The sequence below is a fragment of the Enterococcus sp. DIV0703 genome (assembly GCF_051711065.1).
GTDB classification, from domain to species: Bacteria; Bacillota; Bacilli; order Lactobacillales; family Enterococcaceae; genus Enterococcus_B; species Enterococcus_B hirae.
In genome coordinates, this window is the sequence record NZ_JBIOLX010000001.1 from 2,382,239 (window position 1) to 2,406,968 (window position 24,730).

Here is a 24,730-nt window from a genome sequence, read left to right on the forward strand (position 1 = left end):
TTATTGCTCCTTTAATTCTTGTAAGATAAATGTGAGGTCTTCAATCTCTTCTTTTTCATTCTCTAAATAGTCGATTAAGAATGCTTGCTTGGTCTGATCTAGTTGTTGTAAAGAATGATTGCTGCTTAGTCGCTCAATAAACCAGTTTATTCGCTGGATCAAGGTCGGTTTGCCTACTAATGTCAGGTATTGTTGATACGCCACTAAACGCTCCCAACGCTTTTCTTCTGTTTGATACATGAATTGCGCCATCACAAATGGAGGTAAAAAAGTCATTTCAAACTTGTGGGCAATCCGCTGATACGGTCTTAATAATTCAGAAATGGTATATTCTTCTTTCCCGCCTGCTTGATATTCTTTTTCAGAAACGCCAGTTGTTACGACAATCCCTAATTCTTTGCCTCTAAGAAATTCGTCAGCATGTTCCAATACAGTGTCCTCCCATAGTTTTAAATGAGCTGGCGCACTATACCAGTACAAAGGGAATTGGAAGATGATCCGGTCATGTGTTTTTAATAATTCAAGTTCTGTATCACGATCAATCGTCCAATCTGGGTAATGTTTTTCCAAATGATGCCAAGTAACCGTTAAATTTTCAGTTGCTTCTTTAAAAAACTGTTGGTTCAATGATGTCTCAATCGTAGGATGACTAACGATAATCAAAGTTCTCATTTCTTGACTCCTCTTCATTCTTGCTATTTTCTAGTTTAGCACAGAACACAAAATGTCATTAGTCTCCTGCCTTATGGTTAGGTAGACCAGGAAACAATCTCTTGTTCTTCTAATTCTTTCTTCAAAGCACCTAATGAAAGGTTTTTGGACGCTTCATTTTTCATCCGTTTCCGATAATTTGTTGCTGTTTCTCCAGTTGTCTTTTTGAACATTCGGCTAAATACAACTAAACTATTAAAACCAACTTGATAAGCGATACTCTCTACTGAATCATCAGTCAACGATAATAAAAATGCTGCTCGGTTGATTCGCACGCCAATCAAATATTCTTTGATACTCGTTCCTAATTGATTTTTAAAGACTCTTGATAGATGACTCCGGTTGACTGACAGTTGTCGAGCAATTTCCTCTACTGTTAAATTTTCTGGATAGTGTTCTTCAATATACTTCACTGTTTCGATTGCTAGTGGCGAAGAGACTTTTTGATTTCCCAAACCGATTTTCCCGCCATCTTTTAGTAATACGGATAAAAAGCGATAAGTCAAAGCCGTCAATTCTAATTCATCTGCTAAACCGTCTTGTGAATAATGAAGACAGTCCAAAATAATATCTATATATGCCGAAATACCTGCAGAAACCATTGTATACTGATCTTCTTTGAATAAGGAACGTTCAATGATCTCTTTCGCTAATGGCCCACCAAAAGACAACCAACAGTAGACCCAAGGCTCTTCACCATCTGCTAAATAAAAAGTAGAATCCCCTGGCCGGATCAAAAACAGATCCCCTTTTTGCAATTGATATTGCTGTTCTTTCACATGGTAAGTTCCTTTACCTTCCATCACGACATGTAACACATAATCTTGTCTGATTGCTGGACCGAAAGAATGATATGGCAAAGTTTTTGAAAATCCACAAAAGTCAAAATAACACCCTTTAGCTAATTCTTGACGTTCTTTTTTTAAAAATATTGCTTGCTCCATCGCTCTCACTCCTTTGTTTTTACTTTACTCTTCTTGTTCTACAACGTGCAACAAAAAGTTAAATATTAGTCACAAAAATATATTCATCAGGAAGCGTTTTCTTGATAAAGTCAATAGTAGAAAAAGAACTTTATTTATTTATTGTAACCGGTTAACTTTTTATTGTATATTTAACAAAGAAGGGATTAGATACTATGAAGAACAAAATGATACAACGGGTTTCTTATGCTTTAGGCGCATTCGGTCATGATACTTTTTATGTTACTCTCAGCACTTATTTTATGGTTTTTGTAACAAGCGAGATGTTTGCAGGTACAGATAAAGCAACTACTGCTCGAATGATCGCTACGGTGACCAGTTTAGTCGTTGGTATTCGTTTAATTGAAATCGTTTTCGATCCATTGATTGGCGGGATTATTGATAATACTCGAACAAAATATGGAAAATTTAAACCATGGCTGGTCATTGGTGGTTTAGTTAGTTCATTCCTTTTGATTTTTCTTTTTACTAATTTCTTTGGCCTTGCTACTCACAATACAACTTTGTTTATCATCCTTTTTACCATTGTTTTTGTATTATTAGATAGTTTTTATTCATTTAAAGATATTGCTTTTTGGTCAATGATTCCAGCTTTAAGTACTGAAACCAAAGAAAGAGAAAAATTCGCGACTTTTGCTCGATTCGGTTCTTCCTTAGGAGCAAACGGGACCACTTTGGTCGTCGTACCAATCGTCACATTTTTCACTTATTTAGTTACTGCTCATCATGTTGAAGGCGCTTCAGGTTGGTTCTGGTTCGGTGTGATTACCGCTGTGATCTCTGGAGGAACTGCAATTATTACAGCTTTAGGAACAAAAGAAGTCGACACGGCGATTCGTCAACAAAATGAAAAGGCAAGTATCAAAGATGTCTTTAAAGCAATTGCCCAAAATGACCAATTAATGTGGTTAGCACTTTCTTACATTGCTTATGCTATTGCCAATGTAGCAACAACTGCCGTTTTATTCTACTTTTTCAAATATGTCTTAGGTCAACCAACTCAATTCTGGATTGTCGGTTTAGTAGCAGCTTTACTTGGACTAGTCGCTGTGCCTTTATTCCCTGCTTTGACACGATTGATTTCTAGACGCTATGTCTATATCGGCGGTATTGCGATGATGATCAGTTCTTACTTCTTCTTCTCTATCGCAGGCACTAGCTTACCGATCGTGATCGTTGGACTTGTTTTATTTTACTTCCCACAACAGTTGATCTTTTTATCTGCTTTGATGACAATCACTGATTCTGTGGAATATGGACAATGGAAAAATGGGATTCGTAACGAAGCTGTGACTTTATCGATTCGCCCACTGCTCGATAAAATTGCAGGTGCTTTATCTAATGGGATCGTTGGGTTTGTCGCAATCGCAGCTGGTATGACTGGAAATGCTTCTGCTGCTGATATTACCAATCATGGGATCATGACTTTTAAAGCGTATGCATTTTATGTTCCTGCAGCATTGATGTTCTTTTCTGCCATCATTTTTGCTTGGAAGATCACTTTGACAGAGAAAAAACATGCGCAAATCGTCAAAGAACTAGAAAATAAATTAGCTTCACATGAAGAACTCGCATCTGAATTAGAAGATGACTTTATCATTCCACAACATTAAGAAAGGAATTATATTATGACGATTACAGAAAAAGACTTTGGTCAGGGGTACCATTTGATCACATTATCCAATACTCACGGACTTAAATTATCCGTCACTGACTTAGGTGCACGGATCGTTCAATTAACTGCTAATGATCGGGAATTAATTTTAGGGTTTGACTCCGCACAAGAATATTTGACAAAAGATGCTTATATCGGAGCAACGATCGGACGAACAGCAGGTAGGATTGAAAAAGGACAATTTTCTTTGAATGATCAAACCTATCAATTGAGTGTCGATCCTCAGACAGGGCATTCACTTCATGGAGGTACACCAGGATTTGAACAGAAAAAATGGACGTATCAACTAAGTGAAACAGACGAAGAAAGCTCAGTCACATTTACTACTACCAGTCCCGACGGAGAACATGGTTTTCCTGGAAATCTATCCGTAGAAGTTTGTTATACTTTGACAGAAGACAACATTTGGCGTGTTAGAACGCAAGCAATCAGTGATCAGGATACGCTTTTCAATCCGACCAACCACGTGTATTTCAATTTAAGTGGCGATGTAGAAGAATCAATTGATCAACATACACTTTGGCTAGACAGTGAGTCTTTCGCTCCATTACGACCTGATAGTATACCAACTGGCGAAAAAGCGAGTGTTGCTCAAACACCTTTTGATTTTCAAACACCTCAAAAATTAGCCACCGTCTTTACTAGTCAATTTGAACAAAAACAACTTGTTGATGGGATCGATCATCCTTTCTTTTTAAATAACCCAGATATGAATCATGTATCGGCTTATTTATTAAGTCCCGATGAACAAATCAAAGTAAGCATCATGACCGATTCACCTAGTGTCGTGATTTTCACTGCTAACTTTGGGCAAGATACCCCAGAAATGCATGGAAAGAAACTAGCCAACCACGGTGGTATCACGTTTGAGACTCAAATCGCTCCCGGAGCAGAACAGTATCCAGCTTTTGGAAATATTCATTTAGCAGCACACACACCATTTGAAACAACTACAGAATTTAAAATCGACACAAGAGAGGATATCTAACTATGGAAATCAAACGCAGTTTAAATACAAAATTCGCAGAAATCTTTGGACCTAAAAAAACCACACAATATTTTTCTCCAGGCAGAATCAACTTGATTGGTGAACATACAGATTATAACGGTGGTCATGTTTTCCCTGCCTCCATCACTTATGGCACACAAGGAGTTGCCGCACCTCGTGAGGATAATAAAGTATTGGTCTACTCAACAAACTTTGAAGACGACGGTGTCATCAGCTTTACTTTAGACCAACTTGATTACGACAAACAAGCAGGATGGGCAAACTATGTCAAAGGTATGATCGTTAAACTAAACGAAGCAGGCTACCCAATTGAACATGGTTTTGAACTCTTAGTTGAAGGGACGATCCCGAACGGTGCAGGACTTTCAAGTAGCGCTTCCTTAGAATTGTTAGTCGGTGTTGCCTTAGAAGACTTATTCCATTTATCCATTGATCGACTTGAATTAGTTCAAATTGGTAAAAAAGTAGAAAATGAATTTATCGGTGTCAACTCGGGGATCATGGACCAATTTGCGATTGGCTTTGGCGAATTAGACAAAGCTATTCTACTTGATACAAATACGTTAAAATATGAAATGGTTCCAGTAAAATTAGATGGCTATGCAGTAGTAATCATGAATACAAATAAACGTCGTGAATTAGCTGATTCTAAATATAATGAACGACGTAGTGAATGTGAAGAAGCACTAAAACGTCTCCAACAAAAATTAGCTATTCAAGCATTAGGTGATTTAGACGAAGAAACATTTGAAGCAAACATTGATTTGATTGGTGATGACACATTGATTCGTCGTGCTCGTCATGCAGTTACTGAAAACCAACGAACATTAGAAGCTAAAGCTGAACTGGTACAAGGAAACTTGGCTGCTTTTGGTCAATTATTAAATGCTTCACACGATTCGTTGAGACATGATTATGAAGTAACTGGTATCGAGCTTGATACATTAGTCGATGCAGCTCAAAAACAAGAAGGTGTTCTAGGCGCCCGTATGACAGGAGCTGGCTTCGGTGGCTGTGCGATCGCATTAGTCAAAGAAGAAAATATCCCTAACTTTAAAAACAAGGTTTATGATGAATACTTAGACGTCGTTGGCTACGCCCCAGAATTTTATGTGGCACACATCGGCAATGGTACTACAAAGATTATGGAAGAAAGTGTTTCAGCTTAATCCAATGAAAGAAATGTAAGGTAGTTCAACGTTACGTTTCAAAAGAATAAAGCAAAATTATGATCGTCACTTTTCAAAAAAACAAATAATCATGAAATGCTACCTGAAAATAAGTGTCAAAACAAAGACCGACCACCAATAGTTCATTTAAACAACTTTTGGCAGTCGGTCTTTTTGTAGCTAACTTTCTCACCATACCCATTTCAATAAAACATCTACTATTTATTGAAATAAATACGCATGATCCGTTTGATCTTCGATTCGTTTTTGCCATTCAGGATCATGTTTTGGTACAGTGGCTATTTCTTTAAATTTGTATGGTCCTAATTCAAAAAACTGTTGAAGGATCTGATTCACTTGCTCAAATAAAGCTGGACGCTCCATCCTATTTTTGACGGTCAGTTGCTGATCAGCTGTACAAAAAGTCACATTTCCTAATTCTTCAGAAACATTGATCGTCTTGCCCGCTCTACTCAACTGGCGAACTTCTCCTAACATTTCATAGATGTCCTCACCTTCATATCCTTCTAGTAGTGCTAGACTGTCAACTAACGAACTCACAGTCAAATCAGCAATGATTGCTGTTTTCGTTCCTAATTGCAACGAATAGATCGCAGCATCTACGATACCACAGGCATTACAACCACCTTCTGTTAACTCACTTTTTCTAGTGATTTGTACTTCCATCATTTCTGGGTCACCTTCTTCCTATTATGGATCTGTTTTTTATTCTTCGCGTTCTTTGCTCTTCTTTTCTTCATTTCCAAGCGAGCAGCTTCTCGCAGACAACGTACATGACAATTGACATAAGTTAACACTACTTCATCTGACTCTTGTTCAAATCCCCAAAAAGACATATTCATCCTTCCATTTCTTTTTTGAATGTGTATGGTACAAAAATATTGTGCAACTTCTCTGACAATAAGAAAAATTTTGGCTTATTTCATAGAGTTGACACTTGAATACCATCTATGTATTTTTAGAAGTATTGATAGGCATCTCCAACATCTATCAGACAAATTATTTTCTATAGCATAAGAAAAAATAAAATTTACGTCAATATAAACAAGCAACTATAAAAAAATAAAATGCTCTTATTTATTTTAATTATGAGGTAAATAACTAAAACCCACAGAAATCCACATAGGACTTTTGTGGGTTTCAGCTATTTAGATCAGATAAAAGAAACAGAAGCTATCTGTTGATAATCAACGCATTCTTGTCTCGAACACTTATGACAATTTTTCAACTAGTTCCTCTAATTCATTTAATCGTTGTTCAAACTTAGTCATAGCTGATTCGATATAATCAGCTTTTGTCATGTCAACGCCTGCTTTTTTCATGACTTCAACTGGGTAATCACTATTTCCTGATTTCAAATAAGTAAGGTATTTTTCTAGAGCATCTGGCTCTTGACCCCAAATTTTCTGCGCCAAAGCAGAGGCAGCTGAAAAGCCTGTTGCATATTGATAAACGTAATAATTATAGTAGAAATGTGGGATACGAGACCATTCATATTTGATTTCCGGATCTTTTTCTACCGCTGATCCATAATATTTGGCATTCAATTCCCCATAACTGTCGCTTAGATATTCACTGGTCAAAGGTACACCTTTGGCATCTTCTTCATGCATGAAATGCTCAAATTCTGCAAATTGTGTTTGTCTGAAAATCGTTCCTTTGAATCCATCAAGATAATGATTCAAGACATATGCACGAACACGTGGATCTTGTTCAGTTTCAAGCAAGTATTCTGTCAAAATATTTTCATTAGTTGTTGAAGCAATCTCTGCTAAGAAAATGGAATAATCACCGTAAACAAACGGTTGATTTGAACGAGTAAAGTAACTATGCACACTATGTCCCATTTCATGTACGAGCGTAAATAATTGATCCAACGTATCATGCCAGTTCATTAAAATATAAGGATTGGTATCATAGCTTCCTGAAGAATAAGCGCCACTTCGTTTCCCTTTATTTTCGACCACATCGATCCAACGGTCAGCAAAAGCTTTTTCTACCACTGACAGATATTCTTCCCCCATTGGTGCCAAAGCTTCCAAAGCTTTCTGTTTCGCTTCTTCGTAAGTGAACTTGATAGGAGCTTCTCCTAATACTGGTGTATATAGATCATACATATGCAGTTTTTCTACATTTAAAAGACGTTTGCGTAATTCCATATAGCGATGCAATAGCGGAAGATTTTTATTGACTACTTCAATCAATGTATCATAAACACTTTCTGGGATATGATTGTTGCTCAAAGAAGCTTCTCTAGCAGAATGATAATGGCGAATTTTTGCTTTGTAATTGTGCCCTTTGATATGGGTACTCAATGTTGAAGCAAACGTATTTTTAAATTGATCATAGACACGATAAAGCCCTTTGAATGCAGCTTCTCTAACTGTACGATCTGTGCTTTCCATCAATTGACCATAGACACCATGAGAAAGCTGGATTTTTTTCCCATCTTCTCCCACAATCGTAGGAAACTCTAAATCGGCATTGTTTAAAACAGCAAATGTATCACTGGAAGCGCCAAAAATTTCTCCTGCTCCAGCTAGTAATGATTCTTGTTCTGCAGATAATATATGCGCACGATTATCCACCATTTGTTTTACGTAATGACGATACAGTTCTAACTTCGGCTCTTGCTCAAAATACTGCCAAATCTGCTCATCCGAAAGTTGAAGGACTTCTGGTTCATACCAAGAGACTGCTTCACTTACTTTAGAAAATAAACTTCCTGCTCTCGCATATAACGCTTGATAAGTCGTATTTGCTGTATCTTGGTCATTTTTTAAATGAGCATAGACATAAATGAGTTCCACTTTTCGGTAAACATCTAAAACAAATTCAAGCGCATTCAGAAATTCTGTCGCACCCTTTGCTAATGTTCCTTTATATTGATCGGAATTTTTTAATTCTTCTGTTAATTCTTGGTATTTTTCATCAAATTCTTGATCGCTAGAAAAGATTTTGGTGAGATCCCAAGTTAGTTCTTCAGGCAATTCTTCTCGTTTTGGTAATTGGGTCGTTTCACTCATTTAATACACTCCTTTATTGTTTTCACTCTTTTTTTCTAATTCATATTGAAAATAGAAAAATGAATAAGCCTACTAAAATCAGCTACTCTTAATTAGTGTATCATAATTTATTTCTGTTTGACATCAAGAATATCTCCTCACACTCCTGGTAAAGTAATCGGAAAATCTTTTTCTTATCAGCCATTGGATAAAGCCAAGTTGTTTTATTTGGTTCAATTTTTTGGAGCCAATTGAGATACTTCCATTGTTTGCTTCTGCCTGCTTGTTCACTGATGATTTCTTCAAATAAAAGACGATAAAAGAAAACTTTTTCTTGAAAATAAAAAAAAATCGACTTTCTGCGTACATCCATGGAGATAAATAAAGTAAATGTTTTTTTCTAAGATAGAATTGTTTTTGTAAATGAACGTATTTAGACTGACGATAGTATAATTTTTTTTGTAACCATTTTTGACAGCCAACATTAGTAAGAACTTTTTGCCGATTTTGATTCTCCATCTGTTTTTCTAATAGACTTACAGGAGATTCACTAAAGAAAGGCCAGCTGATTGTTTCATAGGTTACTGTTCCAGAAAATAATTCTGCCAAATGATAAAACAAATATAATCTTTTTTCCAGCCAATCGATTTTCCATAAATGAGTACCCATGGTGTCATTGTACATACAAAAGTACTTTTCTCTCGTTTTTAAACGATCATTTTTGAAAAAAGCAGAGCCTAAGATCCACCAAACACGATAGTTTTTGCTTAGATATCCTTTTGTTCGTTCTTTCATCCGTTCATAAGCGAGTACTGAACACTGAATTTCTATGGCTAGATCCCCGCAAAGGATATCTGGTCTTTGTCGAAGGGCTGGTAAATAGGCTTCTAAGACAGGCGGATGAGTAACAAATTGTCTACACCACTCAAAAAAATATTTTTTGAGTTGGAGATGCTCTGTTGTTTCTTTCTCACTAAAACCAAAACAATCCTGTAAATTTTTGTGAGCAAAATGTGCTGTTTTTTGCTGCCCAGTTTTTAATATCACTGGTTCCTTACAAGCTGGGCAGAAAAGACTTTGCCGTTTCGTACATGTTGTAGCCAGAAATCTTTTTCCATGTTTATCTATTGCAACCATCATAAATTAGCTGACCCCCTTCTAAAAGAAAATACGTCAAAAAAAGAACCTGATCATTTTCATTGATCAGATTCTTCAAATTGTTTCTTTGATTATTTGCTGCTTACGCAAAATAAAATTTTGTACGTTCCAAAGCATTTCGTTCCATAAGTAATTGCGCATATTCGTTCAATGTTTCAATGGTCCGATCGCTTCTTTCTGCAAACTCTAAAATTCGAGCTACTTCATTAGCGACATCTGTTTGGTTTAAATCTTCCATCCAAAAATGTACGGCTAAATAGTAGATACCATCTAGTAAATACAAATCTGTCCAGGCTGATTCCAACTCGACATCATTGGCTAGTTGAATCATTTGTTCAAAGTCTTCAAAAGCAAAAATCGCTTGGTGTTCTGTTTCATCGGAAATGCGTTCAGTCGTTTCTTCTTCATTATTTAAGATTTGTTGCTGGATAAATTCAGTTACATCATCAGAATCTAAAGAGTCTTCGTCTTCTTGGAGCATTTCTTCATTCGGTAAGTTTTTACTAATAAAAAGTTCTAACCCGTCTCCTTTAGGAAGCACTTGAAATGTAACAGCTTCGCTACTGCGGAACTCATCTTCAATATCAACTTCTTCTAAAATACTGTAGAAAAAATTTTCGATCTCTCTATGGTTACCAAGCAAGTCTAAAAATGAGACGCCTCGCTCTTCTAAATCTTCATGACCGATCATTACTCGGATCGTATTTTCATTAATATGTTCCATTTCCATCTGGCTACACCTCACTTTGCCACAACTATCAATATAACTTCATTGTAGCGAAATAAGCTTAAATGTAAAGAAAAAAAATTACCATTTAAAATCAAAATAAGTTTTTAATTTAACCTTGACATCATTTTTTTCACTTAGCTAAACGTAAAAAAGAGCTTAGGACAAAAAGCCACTCCTAATACGAGAACGAATAAACGGCATTCAAAAAGTAATCCTTAACAATAAATCGAATTTTTGATACCAAGTATTTTGGTCTTCTCAAATCTTGATATTAGCCAAAGAATAAAATTCATTTACATGTTACATCTAGTTATATGTACTTTCTATTCCGGTAAAAAAAAACTTAGAAAAACTACAAAAATAGTTTTTCTAAGTTAACGTTTATTTTCTATAATCCAGCCATTAATTGTGCTTGACGCAATTCCAATTGACGTACATCACGTGGTAAGAAACGACGGATTTCATCTTCATTGAAACCAACTTGTAGGCGTTTGTCATCGATCATAATCGGACGACGCAACAATCCAGGGTTATTTTGAACGAGTTCTAACAGTTCTTGCAATGGTAAATCATCAAGATCCATGTTTAGTTTTTGGAAAACTTTTGAACGTGTTGAAATAATTTCTTCTGTGCCATCTTCAGTCATTTGTAAGATTGCCTTTAATTCTGAACTATTTAATGGTTCAGAAAAAATATTTCGTTCAACAAATGGAATTTGATGTTCTTGTAACCACGCACGGGCCTTTCTACAGGAAGTACAACTTGGGGAAGTATATAGTGTTAACAACGTGCACCACTCCTTTTCATGACTAATGTCACTTTTTTGTAACAGAAGATCATTATAATCTTCCATCTGTTTCTATTATACATAATCAACTTTTAAATAGCTAGCTTTTTTCATAATATTTTATCAAAAAAATGAAAGTTATCTAAGATTTATATTCCGTAAAACCAACACTTTACGTTTAGTTAGCAATTAAAAAATGAGAGTTTTCAAATTTAATTCAAATATAACCTGCCATTGAAACAGGCTTTAAAGTTGTACTATTATTTTATTACTCACCCCACAAAAAAACGGTTTCTTTGAAAAAATTATGTTTTTTATTTCTGTCTGCTTTATTTTGTTTGCTATTACAACAGTCCTTTTAATTGAACCTAACCCTTATTTTGTCCGCTAATTAAGCACCCTTTTATATTACAATGGTTATAAAATGAAAATCACTACAAAACGCCTTATTGCCATCATAAAGTGTTATTTTATATTTTAATCATTTTCGTTTTTCTGTATTAAAAAAAACATTCTTTATCAAGTAAAATAGGATTATTCTATTAAAATTAGTCAGAATTTCGTTTCATTGAGGATTAATTTATTCATCAGATAATCAAATGATATTCAATTTTACTATTTTAGTGAAAAAAACTGAAACTTAAAAAGCTTATTCTGTCAAGAAAAGCGAAATATAGTAATAAAAACCTTTATTTAACAACGTTTTAACCGGTATTTTTCTGATACAATAGTCGAGGATTTATGAAAAAAATGATGAAAACCGAAAGGCGTGTAGAATTTGATTAAGTCAGTTGTTTTTGACGTTGATGATACGATGTACGATCAACAACAGCCATTTAGAAATGCGGTAAAAAAAGTAGTGCCGCTTGTTTCAGATATAGATATGGGACCATTATATCTCCGGTTCCGTCATCACAGTGATGAAAATTTCCCTAAAGTGATGGCAGGAAAATGGACCTTGGAGTATATGCGTGCACATCGAATCAGCCAATCACTAAAAGACTTAGATTATCCACATATTACTGAAGAAGAAGGTCTTTATTTCCAACAAGTTTATGAAGAAGAATTAGATAATATCTGTCTTCATGAGGAAGTAAAGAAAACATTGGACTTCTTGACTGAAATGAATATCCCTCTCGGAATCATTACCAATGGTCCCACCGATCATCAAACCAAAAAATTGAATCAACTTCAATTAGCAAACTGGATTCCTTCACAGCATATGATCGTTTCGCAAGCAACAGGATTTCAGAAACCAGAAAAAGAGATTTTTCAACTTGCTGAAGAACGTTTCAATCTAACTGCAGAAGAAACTCTATATGTAGGCGATAACTACGACAATGACGTATTAGGTGCTAAAAGAGCTGGTTGGCAAGCGCTTTGGTTTAACCATCGTGAACGAAAAGTTGATGGTCCATTGAACTGTGATATCGAAATCACCTCATTTGATCAATTATTAGAAACGATGAAAGTAATTTTCAGCTAAAGCATCCATGCACAGCTCCTAGCAAAACAAATAACTAAAAAACTCTCGAAACATAATCTTGTTTCGAGAGTTTTTTATTATTGAGTCTTAAGATTTAATTATTTTTTGTTTCAAAATTTTTAGTCTTCCAGGTCTCCGACACTCAGAATCATCCGGATATCATCTTCCGTTAATTTGGTTAATTGGTCTTCATTTCCTTGGATGACTTTTTGGAATAACTCTCTTTTTTCTTGTTGTAACGAATCCATCCGCTCTTCAATCGTTCCTTCTGCAATCATGCGCCAAACTTCGACCACATTTTTTTGTCCGATACGGTGCGCACGTCCTGCCGCTTGTTCTTCAATGGCTGGGTTCCACCATAAATCATACAGAATTACCGTGTCTGCTCCCGTTAAGTTGAGTCCGGTTCCGCCAGCTTTCAATGAAATCAAAAAGACATCTCGTTCTCCTTCATTGAATGCATCTACCATCGTTAAACGATCTTGCGGTTTGGTGCTTCCTCTTAAGTAAAAAGTAGAAATTCCTAATTCTGCTAGTTCTTCTTGTAAGATGGTCAACATACCTGTAAATTGAGAAAACAACAGAACCCGCCGATTGTTTTCTTTGGCTGCGACCAGTAGATCTTTGACTTGTTCTAGCTTTCCTGAGCCACCTTCATAATCCTCCAAGAATAATCTTGGATCACAGCAAATTTGGCGTAATCGTGTCAAACCAGCTAGAATACCGATGCGATTCTTTTTAAAAGCTTCTGAGTCCATAGTAGAAATCTCTTCTCGCATCTGACGTAAATAAGCCAAGTACACGGTTTTTTGCTCTTCTGTCAATGCAGAATAAAGATTCATCTCGGTTTTTTCTGGCAGATCGCTTAACACGGTTTGCTTATCCCTTCGTAACACAAACGGACGAATCATTCGGGCAATTTCTTCAGGTGCCAGCTCTCTAAAGCGGGTCTTATTCGGGAAAAATCCCGGCATAATCGTCGCAAAGAGCGACCATAGTTCTTCCAGATTATTCTCAATTGGCGTCCCACTTAAGGCAAAACGTTGCGGTACACTTAATTCTCGTAGCGCTTGAGCTGTTTTGGTACTACTATTTTTAACCATCTGAGCCTCATCAAGGATCAAATAATTAATCGCATGTTTTTGATAATCTGCTAAATCTTGTCTTAAACTAGCATAAGAAGTGACTCTGATATCTGCCTTACGAGCTAATAGTTCTTCTCGTTCCTTTTTATTCCCGTTGATTACTTGGATGCTCAAAGAAGGAGCAAATTTTTTCACTTCTGCTTGCCAGTTATAGATCAAACTAGCAGGAGCGACGATCAAAGCAGAGAGTTCGCCTTTTTCTTCTTTTTCTGAAAGCAAATAGGCAATTGTCTGAAGGGTTTTTCCTAGACCCATTTCATCTGCTAAAATTCCGCCAAACTGGTAATTTCCTAGCATTTTCAACCATCGAAATCCTTGTTTTTGGTAATCACGCAATTCAGCTTGTAGACCTGCTGGCAAGGATACTTGATATTGTTCAGGTTGTATTAGATCTTGGATCATTTTTTGATAGGAGTCACCAAAAGTTGCTGAACTTCCTGCTAACTTATCTTGAATGATCAATCCTTGGTTTTTAGGCACATGGATTGTTCCAGATTCTGAACGGATCGATTCACGGAATTGTTGCAAGATTTGACTTGTTTGCTGAAACTCTTCGGAATCAAAGGACAGTACTTGCCCATTTTCTAACGTATAGAAAGCATCATTTCGCAACAAACTTTGTAAGACCTGATTGATTTCTTGTTCTTCAATCCCAGTCACATCAAAACGAATATCTAACCATGAACTGGTTTCTTCCACTTCGATCTTCGGTTGATGTCGATGTGCATCTAAATACAATTCCCGAAGTTTTTTCCCAAGGCGGACCTCACCAAACTGACGAAAAACGGCTAACTCCGTACGGAAAAAAGTATACAACTCTTCTCCTGTTGGCAATAAACGTTCATAGCCTGTATCATTTCGTTGGTAGCGATACATTTTGAACAAGTCTAATACGCGTTGTTCTTGGGCTTTGTCTCTTAATACTTCAGAAGCATTTTCAGCAATAACTTCATGTTTTTTATCTGTTGAAAAAACGACTTCATCATAGACAAAATCAACACGAGCTTGGATCTTGCCTTTCAATTTTCTAAAAAAGAAAATAAATTCCACTGGCACGTCAGCGACTTCTGCTTTCACTTCATCCGCTATGCTCACTTGACCAATTTCAGATAGCAATGGAATGATTTCTTTGAATAATGAGGATAGTTCTTGCTTAAGAAACAATACTTCTGGTTTCTCAAATCTTCTCATAAGCTGTTTCCAAGTTAAATAGACTGCTTGTTGACGTTTTGTTAATGAATAAAAAGTTCCTTGGATCATTCCCCATTGATAATGAGTAAAGAACAACTCAAAGTCATTCAGTGCGCTTAATTGATAGGCCTCTTCTTTTTTTGTTACCTCAAATTCTAAGGAAGGCTCATTATCAGAAAATCGAACCCCTTGATAATTCACTTCTCCGATCTTCATTTGGAGTTTTGTCGTTTGGTTCATCTGTTCTAACAATGTTTTTGCTTGTTCGATCGGTAATAACAAATAACGTTTATCTAATTTCCCTTTGACTTGTAGGCCGTTTGCACCTAAAAGAAGTTGCGTTTGGGCACACTCAGCTAACGTTTTTAAGATTACTTGATCTTCTCCTTGAAAAGCTCGTTGATCTAGATGGAACTGGTATTGTTTATTCACAGTGTAGCGTTCATTTTCCATATAGGAATGTAAAAAATCAAAAATGTTTTTAACGATATACGTTTTCTTTGGCTGATCTAAATAGCCAATCCGCAAATAAACGGCTAAAATAGCTAATTCCGGATGATAGTGATTGGTCTCAATCGTTTCTACTTGATATTCTACAATCAATGGTTGCGTCCGTGGTGAATTTTTTTTGACAGTTAGTCTTGAAAAACCTTTCGTTAAAATTTCACCTTCGCTACTTTTTTTGACTGGTTCTAACGCAGGTTGATCTGCCTTGATTATTCGTGAAAGATTCTTAGAGCGCAAGTACAGTTCGACTGCCACTGTATGCTTACAATAATGATGTTCTTCCCAATAAGGGCATTGGCAGAAATCGACTTCTTTGGCTGTCCCATCTAAATCGACCATATACAATTCACTGCCTAAGACTTCCGCATGCCAAACTTTTTCTTCTTGGTCAGGGACAACCGATAATACCCGTCCTTCTTGCAGATATTGACGTCCTCTTGCAATGACTTTTTCTGGAATGCTCCATTTCATCAGTTAATCCCCCTCTTATCCAAGATGATAGCGTACTTTACTTTGTCCGCTACCTTCTGTTTCGATTCTGATTTGTTGTACTACTCGTTCTTTTAATTCTCTCACATGGCTGATGATCCCGATCATACGACCTTCACTTTCAATTGTTTCTAATGCTTCAATCGCCATTTCAAGTGCTTCTTCATCTAACGATCCAAATCCTTCATCAATGAATAACGCTTCGATCAACACACCACCGGCTTGTGTCTGGATCACTTCAGCTAAAGCCAACGCTAAGGATAAAGCTGCAATAAAACTTTCACCACCAGATAGCGTATGAGCCCCACGTGTCAGACCTGCTTCATCATCATAGATATTGATCTCCAACCCTGTTTTCCCACGGTAACTTCCCACTTCATCTGCAAGCTCAAATTGGTAACGATTTTTCGTCAGACGTTGCAATCGCACATTTGCCACTTGTAGTACTTCTTGTAAATACACTTGTAGTACGTATCTTTCCAAACTGGTTTTTCTAGGGTTTTCCCCATTCATCGTTTGCGATAATTGTTGTAGTTGGATCAATTCATCTAATTGTTCTTGACTCGCTTGATAAATCGAAGAAAATTCTTCGATGATTTGCTGATTCTGCTGTTCTTGCTCTTGCAAGTGATAACAATGTTCCTGTTGTGTTTGAACCGCAGCTTTTAGCTCATCTAGTTGTTGCTCCAATTGTTCTAAATCAGGGAGTGTTTCAGCTAAAGCAACATGGTTCAACTGGCTTAAGCGGTCTTCAACGATTAATCGTTCTTTCTCGTATGCGTTGACCAGTTGACTCTTCTCTTGGTATTCAACTGTTTGTTTAGCAAATGCCAATACCTCATCTGCTTCTTTAAAGTAAGCTTGCTCTTTTATTTTTGCTGAAATTTGCTCTTGGATACGCTGAATTTTATTTTTAATTTTTTCCTGTTGTTCATGAATATTAGCCATTTGCGCTTTTAACAAACTGATTTCTTGAGAAAAACGAAGTTCTTTTGTTTTTTCTTCTGCTAACCATTGGGCTTTCATCGCAACATTTTCTTCTAATTGGTTGACATCCTCAATCAAAGTCTGAGTATTTTGTCCTTCTAACTGTTTCGTCAAGGTAACAAGCTCCCCTTGTACTTGTTGGAGCTCTTCTTTGTTTTGGCTGATTTGTTCGGTGATCTTCTTTCGCTGATCTTCGATAAGACTTAAACGTTCAGTTAGTGTTTGAGTAGCGATTTTTGCCTGTGTGATGGCCACTGCACGCGAATCCAAATCATGCTGGATTTTTTCTAAGGATACAAGAGGATCATCTGCTATGGCAAATTTAAACGATTGCTGGATCAAATGTTGTAATCGTTCTTTGCTTTTTTGGATCTCTACTTGTTTTTCTTCTCCAAAGTTTTTTAAGTCAGCTATTTTTTGTTCTATTTGTGCTTTTTCTGCTTCACTACGCCCTATTTCTTGATTGATTTGTTCAAGATTTGTTTCTGCCTCGGCTAAATTTGCTTCCAGTTGGACAAATTCTTCTTGATTAGGCAATACATGCTCATTTCGTTGTTTAGGATGCTCCGTTGACCCACAAACTGGACAAGGTTGCCCTGGTAATAATAGCAATTGCAACTTCGCAATTTGTTGGCTTGCCCATTGACTCTTTAAAAGATCAACTTGATTATTTTGTTTGCTTAACATTACTTGTTGAGCTTGGAGTTTTGTGATCAGTTCGGACAACTTGGTTTGATTCATCTTTAACTGTTCTGTATTCTGGTGATTTTCTGTAAGGATAGTTTGGTACTTTTCTTGCTCATGCCGAAGTTGTTCGTAACACAATTGATCACTGTGCAAGCGATCTTGGTCAAGCAGCAGTTCTGCTAGTCTTTGTTCTTCTTCTTTTAACTGGACTTGTTCTTGAAGAATTTTTTGTTCTTTTTCTTCTGCTTTTTTCTTAGCCTTTTGTAACTCTTCACTTTCATTTTGCTTTTTTTGCCATTCTTCCGCAATTGGGATCAATGACTTCATGACTTGTAATCGATTCGCTGCATGTTCCATTTCTTGTTGGGCATTTTTTCGTTCAGGTTCATCTTTACGCCACTGTGCATACGCTTGTTCTTGTTGCACGAATGTTTCAGAACAAGTCTGTTCTTTATCAATCAGTTCTGCTTGTTCTTTCTGGTATTCTTGACTTCGTGTCAACGTATCGACCAGTCGTTCAGCAAATTCATAATGAGTGATCCATTGTTTTATTTCATTGATTTCACTTTCTTGCTGGATCAATTCTGCATATTTTTGCTCTAATTTTTGCTTTTCTTCATGACGTGTTTGCAATGTTTGCGAATGATAATAGGTATCTTCTAATTGCTTTTGTTGTTCTTGTAAATGAACCAGTTTATTTTTTTCTTGGAGAAGTCTTTCTTGTAATGTTGTTTGCTCTGCCTGCCAATAAGTGAATAACGCATCGAAACTTAAGGTTTCAGGAACCGTTCCTGTGTCCAAAGGGATAAACCGTTTTTGCAGCAAACTCAATTCTTGCTCAAGATGATCTAATTTTTTTTGATGTTCTTTGGCTTTTTCTTTCAATTGTTCATTAAGTTGTTGGAAAAATTGCGTACCAAACAAATTACGTAAGACAATTTCTTTCTCACTACTTGATGAAATTAAAAAATTACGAAATTCTCCTTGAGGTAGTAAAACGATCTGAGAAAACTGTTTCGCATCCAGATTCATTAATTCTTTGATTAATTGATCCACTTCACTACGTTTCGTGTATTGGCGCATTTCTTTGCCCGCTTCATCAAAGATCGTCAAAGAAACTTTTGCTGCTTGCTTTCGATTGCCTTCACCTTTACGTTTGGCCAAGAGTTGTTCTGGCTTACGTTCAATCTCATAATTCAGCCGCTGATGCTCAAATGAAAAAAAGACACACGTTTCTTCTTCAGGCGTAGCAAAAAGAGACCGCATTTCTTTACCAGTCCTGATTCTGCCAGAAGTTTCACCAAACAATGCATAAGTCATTCCATCAAAAAGAGTCGTTTTTCCTGCACCTGTTTTTCCAGTAATCAAAAATAGTGGTGCTTCGGTCAATTTCGCAAAATCAATTGTCTCGTCAATAAAAGGACCAAAATTTTTTAGTCGTAATTTCTTGGGTTTCATTACTGATCATTCCTGTCCGTGAGTTCTTGTAGCGTTTCTTTTAACCAGATTTCCTGCTTGTTCGTCAACTGTTCCTTGGTCATTTCTTTGAAAAAGCCTTGTGCGATCTTATGTGGATCCTTTGTCATCATCTTTTTTTGTTTTCCCTGTTTCAGTTCTACTCGACCGTTTGAACGTTCCACACCAAGTATCCGTGGATAGATTTTTCTTAATTGATTCATCATGTTAGGGATAATCGTTCGATCTTCCAAATAAATTTGGAGATAATTTTCACGATTGATCGTCTGATAAAAATCTGGATTCAACAGCTCTTTAAAACTTGCTGTTATTTCTTCAATATCATATAACGGGGTCAGTTCTCGAAAATTCAAAGAGACGTTCTCTTCTAAATCTACGATCCAGACACCTTTTTTTTGATTGATTTCTGACAATGAAAATTTTAAAGGCGACCCACTGTAACGGGCATTTTTTTGATTCAATGCTGCTTGATTGTGGAGGTGTCCTAATGCGACATAATCAAATGGTTCAAGTAAATCTCCTGGAACAGCATCTAATCCGCCTACTTCAATTTTGGTTTCTGAATCTGATTTCATACTCCCGGTCACAAAAAAGTGACTCACTAACACTTGTTTTTTTGTTGAGTCAAACTGCGTTTTCATTTTCTCAATGACTTTTTCCATTGCTTGTTGAATGGTGCGTATCTGCTCATCTTCAAAATATATCCTCGCTGAGATTGGTTCAAAATAAGGCAAAAGGAAAAATTGCGTATCCTTGAATATGATTGGTTGAAAGGCTTCTGCCAATCTAGTTTGTAAATAATAATCGGACTGACTGAACCAAGGTGTTCCTGTCGAAAGTCGAATACCGCTATCATGATTTCCGGATATCGCAAAAATCGGAAATTCTTCCCGTAGATTCCATTCGACCATCAATTGATTGAACACTTCAATGGCATCCACTGACGGAACACTTCGATCATAAAGATCTCCCGCAATCACGATTGCATCAACATTTTCTTCTTTTGCAATTGCTAAGATCTGGGTTAAAACATGCTCTTGTTCCTTGATTCGATCGTATCCTTGTAGTTTTTTTCCAATATGCCAATCAGCTGTATGTAAAAAACGCATCTCATCACCTCAAAAAATGTCCTTCTAATTATTATAACACTTCCCCTCATTACATGATACCTAGGATCATTACGGACTAAAACAAATAGGCAATGAAAAAAAGTTGCTGATTCCGTATAAACATAGATAATCCCATGCTTAGAAAGAACCGCAACTTTTATCATTACCTTGCGCTTTGATTTTTATTGAAAAAGAATCATTTACTTTTTATTTTTGATTTCATATTTAAAGTCAGGATTGACTTCTTTGTCTAATTGATCGAAAGCGGCTTGTGTTCTACGTTCGATTTCTGCCATTCCTTCTTTGTCTGTTTTTTTGATATCAGACAAATCGATCGGTTCACCAAAACGTACAACCACCCGTTTTCGCTTGAATAAGTCACCCAAAGTCAATGGTCCTTGGTAGACAGCAGGAACGATTTTTGCTTTTGACATTTTAGAAATCAATGCCATTCCGCCTTTTAATTCCGTTGCATGTCTTGTTCCACTTGGGAACATGATCAAACCTAAATGAGTAGATTTTAAAATTTTAACTGGCGTTTTGATGACACTAGGTCCTGGATTTTCTCTTTTTACTGGAAACGCATGGGCATGTGTCAAAATAAAGCGTAATACTGGATTTTTGAATAATTCTTCTTTTGCCATAAAGCTAAATTCTTTAGGCGAAGCTGCTACAGCAAGATATAAAGGATCCCACCAAGTTCGATGTGGCGCTACCAAAATATAATTCTCATCTTGTGGTAAAACTTCTTTATTTTCATATCGGGCATTGCCGTTGATCACTGCTAAGATCACTCGGACTAGCCCTCTCATAAATCGATAGAACATAGTCTCTTCCTTTCTAGGTGTATGGTCATAGTATGCCTAAATTTAGGAAACTTTACAAGGTACCTTGGTTCTTTTTTATAAAAATAGTATAATACAATCAATTAGTTTTTTCATTTTGGAGGGAACCCATGCTTCACGAAGATGAACGGATCGATCAATTATATGCAAATGATATTAAAATCATTCAAAGTCCTCACGTTTTTTCTTTTTCACTAGATGCTGTTTTGCTTGCTCATTTTGCACGTGTACCGAAAAAAGGACAAATCGTTGACCTCTGTGCAGGGAATGGTGCAGTCGGTCTTTTTTTGAGCAAACGAACGAATGCGTTGATTGATGGAATCGAAATTCAACCACGTTTAGCGGATATGGCAAGACGTAGTATCCAATTAAACGAGCTAACACACCAAATGACCATCCATACGCTTGATTTAAAAGAAAGTTTATCCGTTGTTCGTCATAATTCATGTGATTTAGTCGTCTGTAATCCCCCTTATTTTAAGGGATTACCAACCAATAAAAAAAATCCGAATGAGCATTTAGCGATTGCTCGACATGAAATCCATACTACCCTTGAAGATGTGATCCAAATTTCTAGTAAATTATTAAAAACCAATGGACGCTTTGCAATGGTCCATCGCCCAGACCGCTTTTTAGAAATTATTCAGTTACTAGAAAAACACCGTATCGCCCCTAAAAAAATTCAATTCGTTTATCCAAAAATGGGGAAAGAGGCAAATATTTTGTTGATCGAAGGAATCAAAGAAGGCAAATTAGATGGCTTTAAAGTTGCTTCACCGTTGATCACATACATGCCTGATGGTAGCTATACAAATGAAATCCGAGAAATTCTTTATGGCCAGTGAGCATTATTTTTATGTCTTAGCTTGTAAAGATGGCACGTTTTACGGTGGCTATACGACGAATCTTTCAAGAAGATTAGCAGAACACAATCATGGAACAGGAGCTAAATATACCCGATTACAAAAAAGGCGACCCGTCAAAATGATCCATGCTGAGGTGTTTGCAACTAGGAGTGACGCAACAAAAGCCGAAGCAGCCTTTAAAAAACTCACGCGCACTCAAAAAGAACGGTATTTAAAGATACAGCCCTCTCACATGTTGCCAGAACAATAATTTGGGTCAATATTACTGGGGCTGAATCGACCTTTTAAGGGGATGTACGAGAACTAAACAAAAACACAAAAATTAGTTTTTTGGCTGTTGATTGTTACCTACTTCAAACAATTGAAAAGACATCTTGAGATCCTTTCAAATGAGTTCAGCACTCATTGTTAGAGGAAAATCGGCTCTATAATTTATGGGACTGATGATGTATCGAGGTTGCTTACGAAAGCTTCCAGAAGAATCCCCATATAAAGACAATCAAACGTGTAGCTTACGGACTTAAATCATTTGAGAACATGAATATTAGAATCTTTTTGAGCAATCAATTAATTAACGTGAAATAACAAAAAATCCGGGTCAGAACGAGGTTCATTCTGACCCGTATTTGATTTTATACCACTCATCAGTCCTTATTGACAAAGAGCCGGAAAATCAAGATGTCTTATCTCTTATTCAACTATTCCGTACTACCATTTCCATTAGCAGAACTAGCTACACTACCACTATTAGTATTCGTATCATTTTGGGTTGATTCACTTGAAACAGTTTTCTTCGTTTTATCTTTCCCTAATAAAGTTTCACTTACTAAATGGATATAGTGTTTCATTCCTTCTGGATTTGGATGTACTTGGTCATCATAAAACCAATCATTGTGGCTATTACTATAATCATACCAGTCGATCAATGTAAGATTATCGTATTTTTTAGCCATTTGTGCTAACAAGGCATTCACATCGTTTTGCCAACGTTTTGTAGGAACGCGGACATTTACCCAGTAAACTTTACGATCTCCTAAGGCACTCATGATGCTATCAAATTGCGATTCAGAAAAGGCTCCATTTGTTCCTAAGCCAATCAAAACCGTGTCTTTCAATAGGTTTTGTTTTTTCAGTTCTTCAATATATGGCTCACTCGCATATAATTGTCGACCAACGTCTCCATCAACAACAACTTTAGGATATAACTCCTTCAAATCAGTCGCTGCATCTAACATGACTGAGTCCCCAAATGCTGTCAATTCTAATTTCTGCGCTTTCTTTCCTTGTTTAGCTGTTAGCCCATATTTATCAAGAACTGCTTGATCAACGGTGTTGGAATTATTATCTTCATTTTTCTGGCTTTCCTCCGCCAATCTTTTACTTTCAGCAATTTGTGCTTGTAATTTTTTTTGATCCGCAGTCACTGAATTCTTAGGTGCTGTAACAAAACCAACAAGAGCGATCAACACCATCAATGTTCCCGGAATGACCCAAGGTTTTTGCTTGCTGATAATCGGCTTAGTGAACCAGCCTTTGACTACTTGAATCGTTTGTCCATAATCGAATCGTGCCAAAGGACGTTCAATGTAGCGATAAGAAAGTTCGCTAATGATCAGGATCAATGAAATCTCGATCAATGTATGAAGCAAAACATGATCCGCAATATTCGCAACTTTTGCTTCATAAAAAATCATGACTGGAAATTGATACAGATAGATGCCGTAACTTCGTTTACCGATCCAAGAAAACACGGGATTGGTTAACCATTTGTTCACACTTGCGCCTGGATGCGCTGTTACCGCAACTAAAACGACACAGAAGAGACTAACTAACAGCATGCCCCCATAATAGACAAAACTATAATGATCATCTAACAAGAAAAAGAAGAGAATCAATGCGATCAGCGAAATCAATCCGGCTAGATTCAACACGCGTTTTGCTTGCTTCGGAATATTTTTTTTCAATCGGGTACTTGGCCAGACAAAAGCCAAAGCACTTCCTAACCAAATTGAAAACAATCGCGTATCTGTTCCATAATATACTCGAGTTGGATCGCCGCCTGGCGTAAACAGGATCATCATGAGGATCGCAGAAATAAGTGATCCTCCTAAGACTGTATAAACGATCCACTTCTTTTTACGTACAAAAACCATTAACAAAACAAAAAGAATGGGCCAAACTAAGTAGTTTTGACCTTCCACCGCCAATGACCAAATATGGGTAAACGGTGATTCATTGGCAAATCGATCAAAATAAGACAAACCATTTTTTATTTGCCACCAGTTGTTGACATACAATAAACTACTAACGACTGTTCCTCGTAAGTTATTCAATAACCCTCGTTGAAATAACGTAATATAAGCAGATGCAGTGATTAGTAAAAACACTAATCCTGGATATAACCTTTTCATTCGTCGGACATAAAACTGCCAAATATTGATTTTGCCATTTTGTTCCCATTCTTGCCGTAGTAAATCAGTGATCAAATAGCCTGATACAACAAAAAATATCGGGACGCCCAAATAACCACCCTTCAAACTTGTAGGGAGCAAATGGTACAAAATCACTCCTACTACTGCCAAAGAACGAATACCGTCAAAACCAGTAATGTAGCGACTATTTTTTAACCTTTTTTGTTTTTCCATTCAATATTCCAACTTTTCATAAACTTTTTTCATTTGTAATATACGTGTA

At 36.6% G+C, this 24,730-nt stretch carries 19 protein-coding genes; 6 read left to right on the forward strand and 13 right to left on the reverse strand.

Annotation, left to right across the window (positions count from 1 at the left end):
• Together IGK81_RS10940 and IGK81_RS10945 are read right to left on the reverse strand one after the other, a co-directional pair.
• Complete coding sequence (locus IGK81_RS10940) at positions 1-672, reverse strand: NAD(P)H-dependent oxidoreductase (RefSeq protein ID WP_034699915.1); 672 nt, start codon at positions 670-672, stop codon at positions 1-3.
• Between the two features lie 77 nt (positions 673-749).
• Positions 750-1,655, reverse strand: a complete 906-nt coding sequence (locus tag IGK81_RS10945; protein WP_034699918.1) for an AraC family transcriptional regulator — start codon at positions 1,653-1,655, stop codon at positions 750-752.
• Between the two features lie 194 nt (positions 1,656-1,849).
• On the opposite strand from IGK81_RS10945, the gene IGK81_RS10950 reads away from it, so the two are divergent.
• The 3 genes from IGK81_RS10950 to IGK81_RS10960 are packed head-to-tail and all read left to right on the forward strand — an operon-like array spanning position 1,850 to position 5,547.
• Positions 1,850-3,307 carry a glycoside-pentoside-hexuronide (GPH):cation symporter gene (locus tag IGK81_RS10950; protein WP_034699920.1) on the forward strand — a complete coding sequence of 486 codons (1,458 nt, stop codon included), beginning with the start codon at positions 1,850-1,852 and terminating at the stop codon, positions 3,305-3,307.
• 15 nt (positions 3,308-3,322) lie between these two features.
• Entirely contained in the window at positions 3,323-4,357 is a 1,035-nt protein-coding gene (locus IGK81_RS10955) for an aldose epimerase family protein (protein ID WP_034699924.1), read from the forward strand.
• A 2-nt stretch (positions 4,358-4,359) separates the two neighbouring features.
• Positions 4,360-5,547 carry a galactokinase gene (locus IGK81_RS10960; RefSeq protein ID WP_010720860.1) on the forward strand — a complete coding sequence of 396 codons (1,188 nt, stop codon included), beginning with the start codon at positions 4,360-4,362 and terminating at the stop codon, positions 5,545-5,547.
• A gap of 222 nt (positions 5,548-5,769) precedes the next feature.
• On the opposite strand, the gene IGK81_RS10965 is transcribed toward IGK81_RS10960, so the two are convergent.
• The 6 genes from IGK81_RS10965 to spxA form a co-directional block, all read right to left on the reverse strand.
• Positions 5,770-6,237, reverse strand: a complete 468-nt coding sequence (locus IGK81_RS10965; protein WP_034699927.1) for a DUF4809 family protein — start codon at positions 6,235-6,237, stop codon at positions 5,770-5,772.
• Positions 6,234-6,410 (reverse strand): hypothetical protein, encoded by a 177-nt coding sequence (locus IGK81_RS10970; RefSeq protein WP_158000813.1) that lies wholly within the window; start codon positions 6,408-6,410, stop codon positions 6,234-6,236. Before IGK81_RS10970 ends, IGK81_RS10965 begins: the two co-directional genes overlap by 4 nt.
• A gap of 369 nt (positions 6,411-6,779) precedes the next feature.
• A complete protein-coding gene (gene pepF / locus IGK81_RS10975; RefSeq protein ID WP_034699929.1) occupies positions 6,780-8,594 on the reverse strand; it encodes an oligoendopeptidase F in 1,815 nt (604 codons plus the stop codon).
• A gap of 123 nt (positions 8,595-8,717) precedes the next feature.
• On the reverse strand, positions 8,718-9,713 hold the full coding sequence (locus tag IGK81_RS10980; RefSeq protein ID WP_051641773.1) for a competence protein CoiA: 996 nt from the start codon (positions 9,711-9,713) through the stop codon (positions 8,718-8,720).
• Between the two features lie 100 nt (positions 9,714-9,813).
• Positions 9,814-10,461, reverse strand: coding sequence for an adaptor protein MecA (locus IGK81_RS10985; RefSeq protein WP_010720865.1), 648 nt, complete (start codon positions 10,459-10,461; stop codon positions 9,814-9,816).
• 388 nt (positions 10,462-10,849) lie between these two features.
• Positions 10,850-11,248: a transcriptional regulator SpxA gene (spxA, locus tag IGK81_RS10990; RefSeq protein WP_002296384.1), complete on the reverse strand. Its 399-nt coding sequence runs from the start codon at positions 11,246-11,248 to the stop codon at positions 10,850-10,852.
• Positions 11,249-12,026: 778 nt separating this feature from the next.
• Between spxA and IGK81_RS10995 the strand changes: the two genes are divergently transcribed.
• On the forward strand, positions 12,027-12,734 hold the full coding sequence (locus IGK81_RS10995) for an HAD family hydrolase (RefSeq protein ID WP_010720866.1): 708 nt from the start codon (positions 12,027-12,029) through the stop codon (positions 12,732-12,734).
• Between the two features lie 119 nt (positions 12,735-12,853).
• Here the strand turns inward: IGK81_RS10995 and IGK81_RS11000 are convergent, their stop codons facing one another.
• The 4 genes from IGK81_RS11000 to IGK81_RS11015 all read right to left on the reverse strand — a co-directional run bounded on the left by IGK81_RS11000 (position 12,854) and on the right by IGK81_RS11015 (position 21,152).
• The gene (locus tag IGK81_RS11000; RefSeq protein WP_034699932.1) at positions 12,854-16,048 is read right to left on the reverse strand and encodes a DEAD/DEAH box helicase; all 3,195 of its coding nucleotides are present in this window, start codon (positions 16,046-16,048) and stop codon (positions 12,854-12,856) included.
• 15 nt (positions 16,049-16,063) lie between these two features.
• Entirely contained in the window at positions 16,064-19,198 is a 3,135-nt protein-coding gene (locus IGK81_RS11005) for an AAA family ATPase (RefSeq protein ID WP_034699935.1), read from the reverse strand.
• On the reverse strand, positions 19,198-20,325 hold the full coding sequence (locus tag IGK81_RS11010; protein ID WP_010720869.1) for an exonuclease SbcCD subunit D: 1,128 nt from the start codon (positions 20,323-20,325) through the stop codon (positions 19,198-19,200). The genes IGK81_RS11005 and IGK81_RS11010 overlap by 1 nt, the downstream gene beginning before the upstream one ends.
• A 200-nt stretch (positions 20,326-20,525) precedes the next feature.
• The gene (locus tag IGK81_RS11015; RefSeq protein ID WP_010720870.1) at positions 20,526-21,152 is read right to left on the reverse strand and encodes a lysophospholipid acyltransferase family protein; all 627 of its coding nucleotides are present in this window, start codon (positions 21,150-21,152) and stop codon (positions 20,526-20,528) included.
• A gap of 128 nt (positions 21,153-21,280) precedes the next feature.
• Between IGK81_RS11015 and IGK81_RS11020 the strand changes: the two genes are divergently transcribed.
• Together IGK81_RS11020 and IGK81_RS11025 are read left to right on the forward strand one after the other, a co-directional pair.
• Positions 21,281-22,015 carry a tRNA1(Val) (adenine(37)-N6)-methyltransferase gene (locus IGK81_RS11020; protein WP_010720871.1) on the forward strand — a complete coding sequence of 245 codons (735 nt, stop codon included), beginning with the start codon at positions 21,281-21,283 and terminating at the stop codon, positions 22,013-22,015.
• Positions 22,005-22,286, forward strand: a complete 282-nt coding sequence (locus IGK81_RS11025) for a GIY-YIG nuclease family protein (RefSeq protein WP_034699939.1) — start codon at positions 22,005-22,007, stop codon at positions 22,284-22,286. Before IGK81_RS11020 ends, IGK81_RS11025 begins: the two co-directional genes overlap by 11 nt.
• Before the next feature lie 448 nt (positions 22,287-22,734).
• Here the strand turns inward: IGK81_RS11025 and IGK81_RS11030 are convergent, their stop codons facing one another.
• Positions 22,735-24,681, reverse strand: coding sequence for an acyltransferase family protein (locus IGK81_RS11030; protein WP_010720873.1), 1,947 nt, complete (start codon positions 24,679-24,681; stop codon positions 22,735-22,737).
• Positions 24,682-24,730 lie beyond the last annotated feature (49 nt).

Coding starts and splice junctions, on each gene's coding strand:
- IGK81_RS10945 (WP_034699918.1), bottom strand. CDS start 1,655: ATGGAGCAAGCAATATTTTTAAAAAAAGAACGTCAAGAATTAGCTAAA.
- IGK81_RS10985 (WP_010720865.1), bottom strand. CDS start 10,461: ATGGAAATGGAACATATTAATGAAAATACGATCCGAGTAATGATCGGT.
- IGK81_RS11015 (WP_010720870.1), bottom strand. CDS start 21,152: ATGTTCTATCGATTTATGAGAGGGCTAGTCCGAGTGATCTTAGCAGTG.
- IGK81_RS11000 (WP_034699932.1), bottom strand. CDS start 16,048: ATGAAATGGAGCATTCCAGAAAAAGTCATTGCAAGAGGACGTCAATAT.
- pepF (WP_034699929.1), bottom strand. CDS start 8,594: ATGAGTGAAACGACCCAATTACCAAAACGAGAAGAATTGCCTGAAGAA.
- IGK81_RS10950 (WP_034699920.1), top strand. CDS start 1,850: ATGAAGAACAAAATGATACAACGGGTTTCTTATGCTTTAGGCGCATTC.
- IGK81_RS11020 (WP_010720871.1), top strand. CDS start 21,281: ATGCTTCACGAAGATGAACGGATCGATCAATTATATGCAAATGATATT.
- IGK81_RS11010 (WP_010720869.1), bottom strand. CDS start 20,325: ATGCGTTTTTTACATACAGCTGATTGGCATATTGGAAAAAAACTACAA.
- IGK81_RS10970 (WP_158000813.1), bottom strand. CDS start 6,410: ATGAATATGTCTTTTTGGGGATTTGAACAAGAGTCAGATGAAGTAGTG.
- IGK81_RS10955 (WP_034699924.1), top strand. CDS start 3,323: ATGACGATTACAGAAAAAGACTTTGGTCAGGGGTACCATTTGATCACA.
- IGK81_RS10980 (WP_051641773.1), bottom strand. CDS start 9,713: ATGATGGTTGCAATAGATAAACATGGAAAAAGATTTCTGGCTACAACA.
- IGK81_RS11025 (WP_034699939.1), top strand. CDS start 22,005: ATGGCCAGTGAGCATTATTTTTATGTCTTAGCTTGTAAAGATGGCACG.
- IGK81_RS10965 (WP_034699927.1), bottom strand. CDS start 6,237: ATGATGGAAGTACAAATCACTAGAAAAAGTGAGTTAACAGAAGGTGGT.
- IGK81_RS10940 (WP_034699915.1), bottom strand. CDS start 672: ATGAGAACTTTGATTATCGTTAGTCATCCTACGATTGAGACATCATTG.
- IGK81_RS10960 (WP_010720860.1), top strand. CDS start 4,360: ATGGAAATCAAACGCAGTTTAAATACAAAATTCGCAGAAATCTTTGGA.
- IGK81_RS11005 (WP_034699935.1), bottom strand. CDS start 19,198: ATGAAACCCAAGAAATTACGACTAAAAAATTTTGGTCCTTTTATTGAC.
- IGK81_RS11030 (WP_010720873.1), bottom strand. CDS start 24,681: ATGGAAAAACAAAAAAGGTTAAAAAATAGTCGCTACATTACTGGTTTT.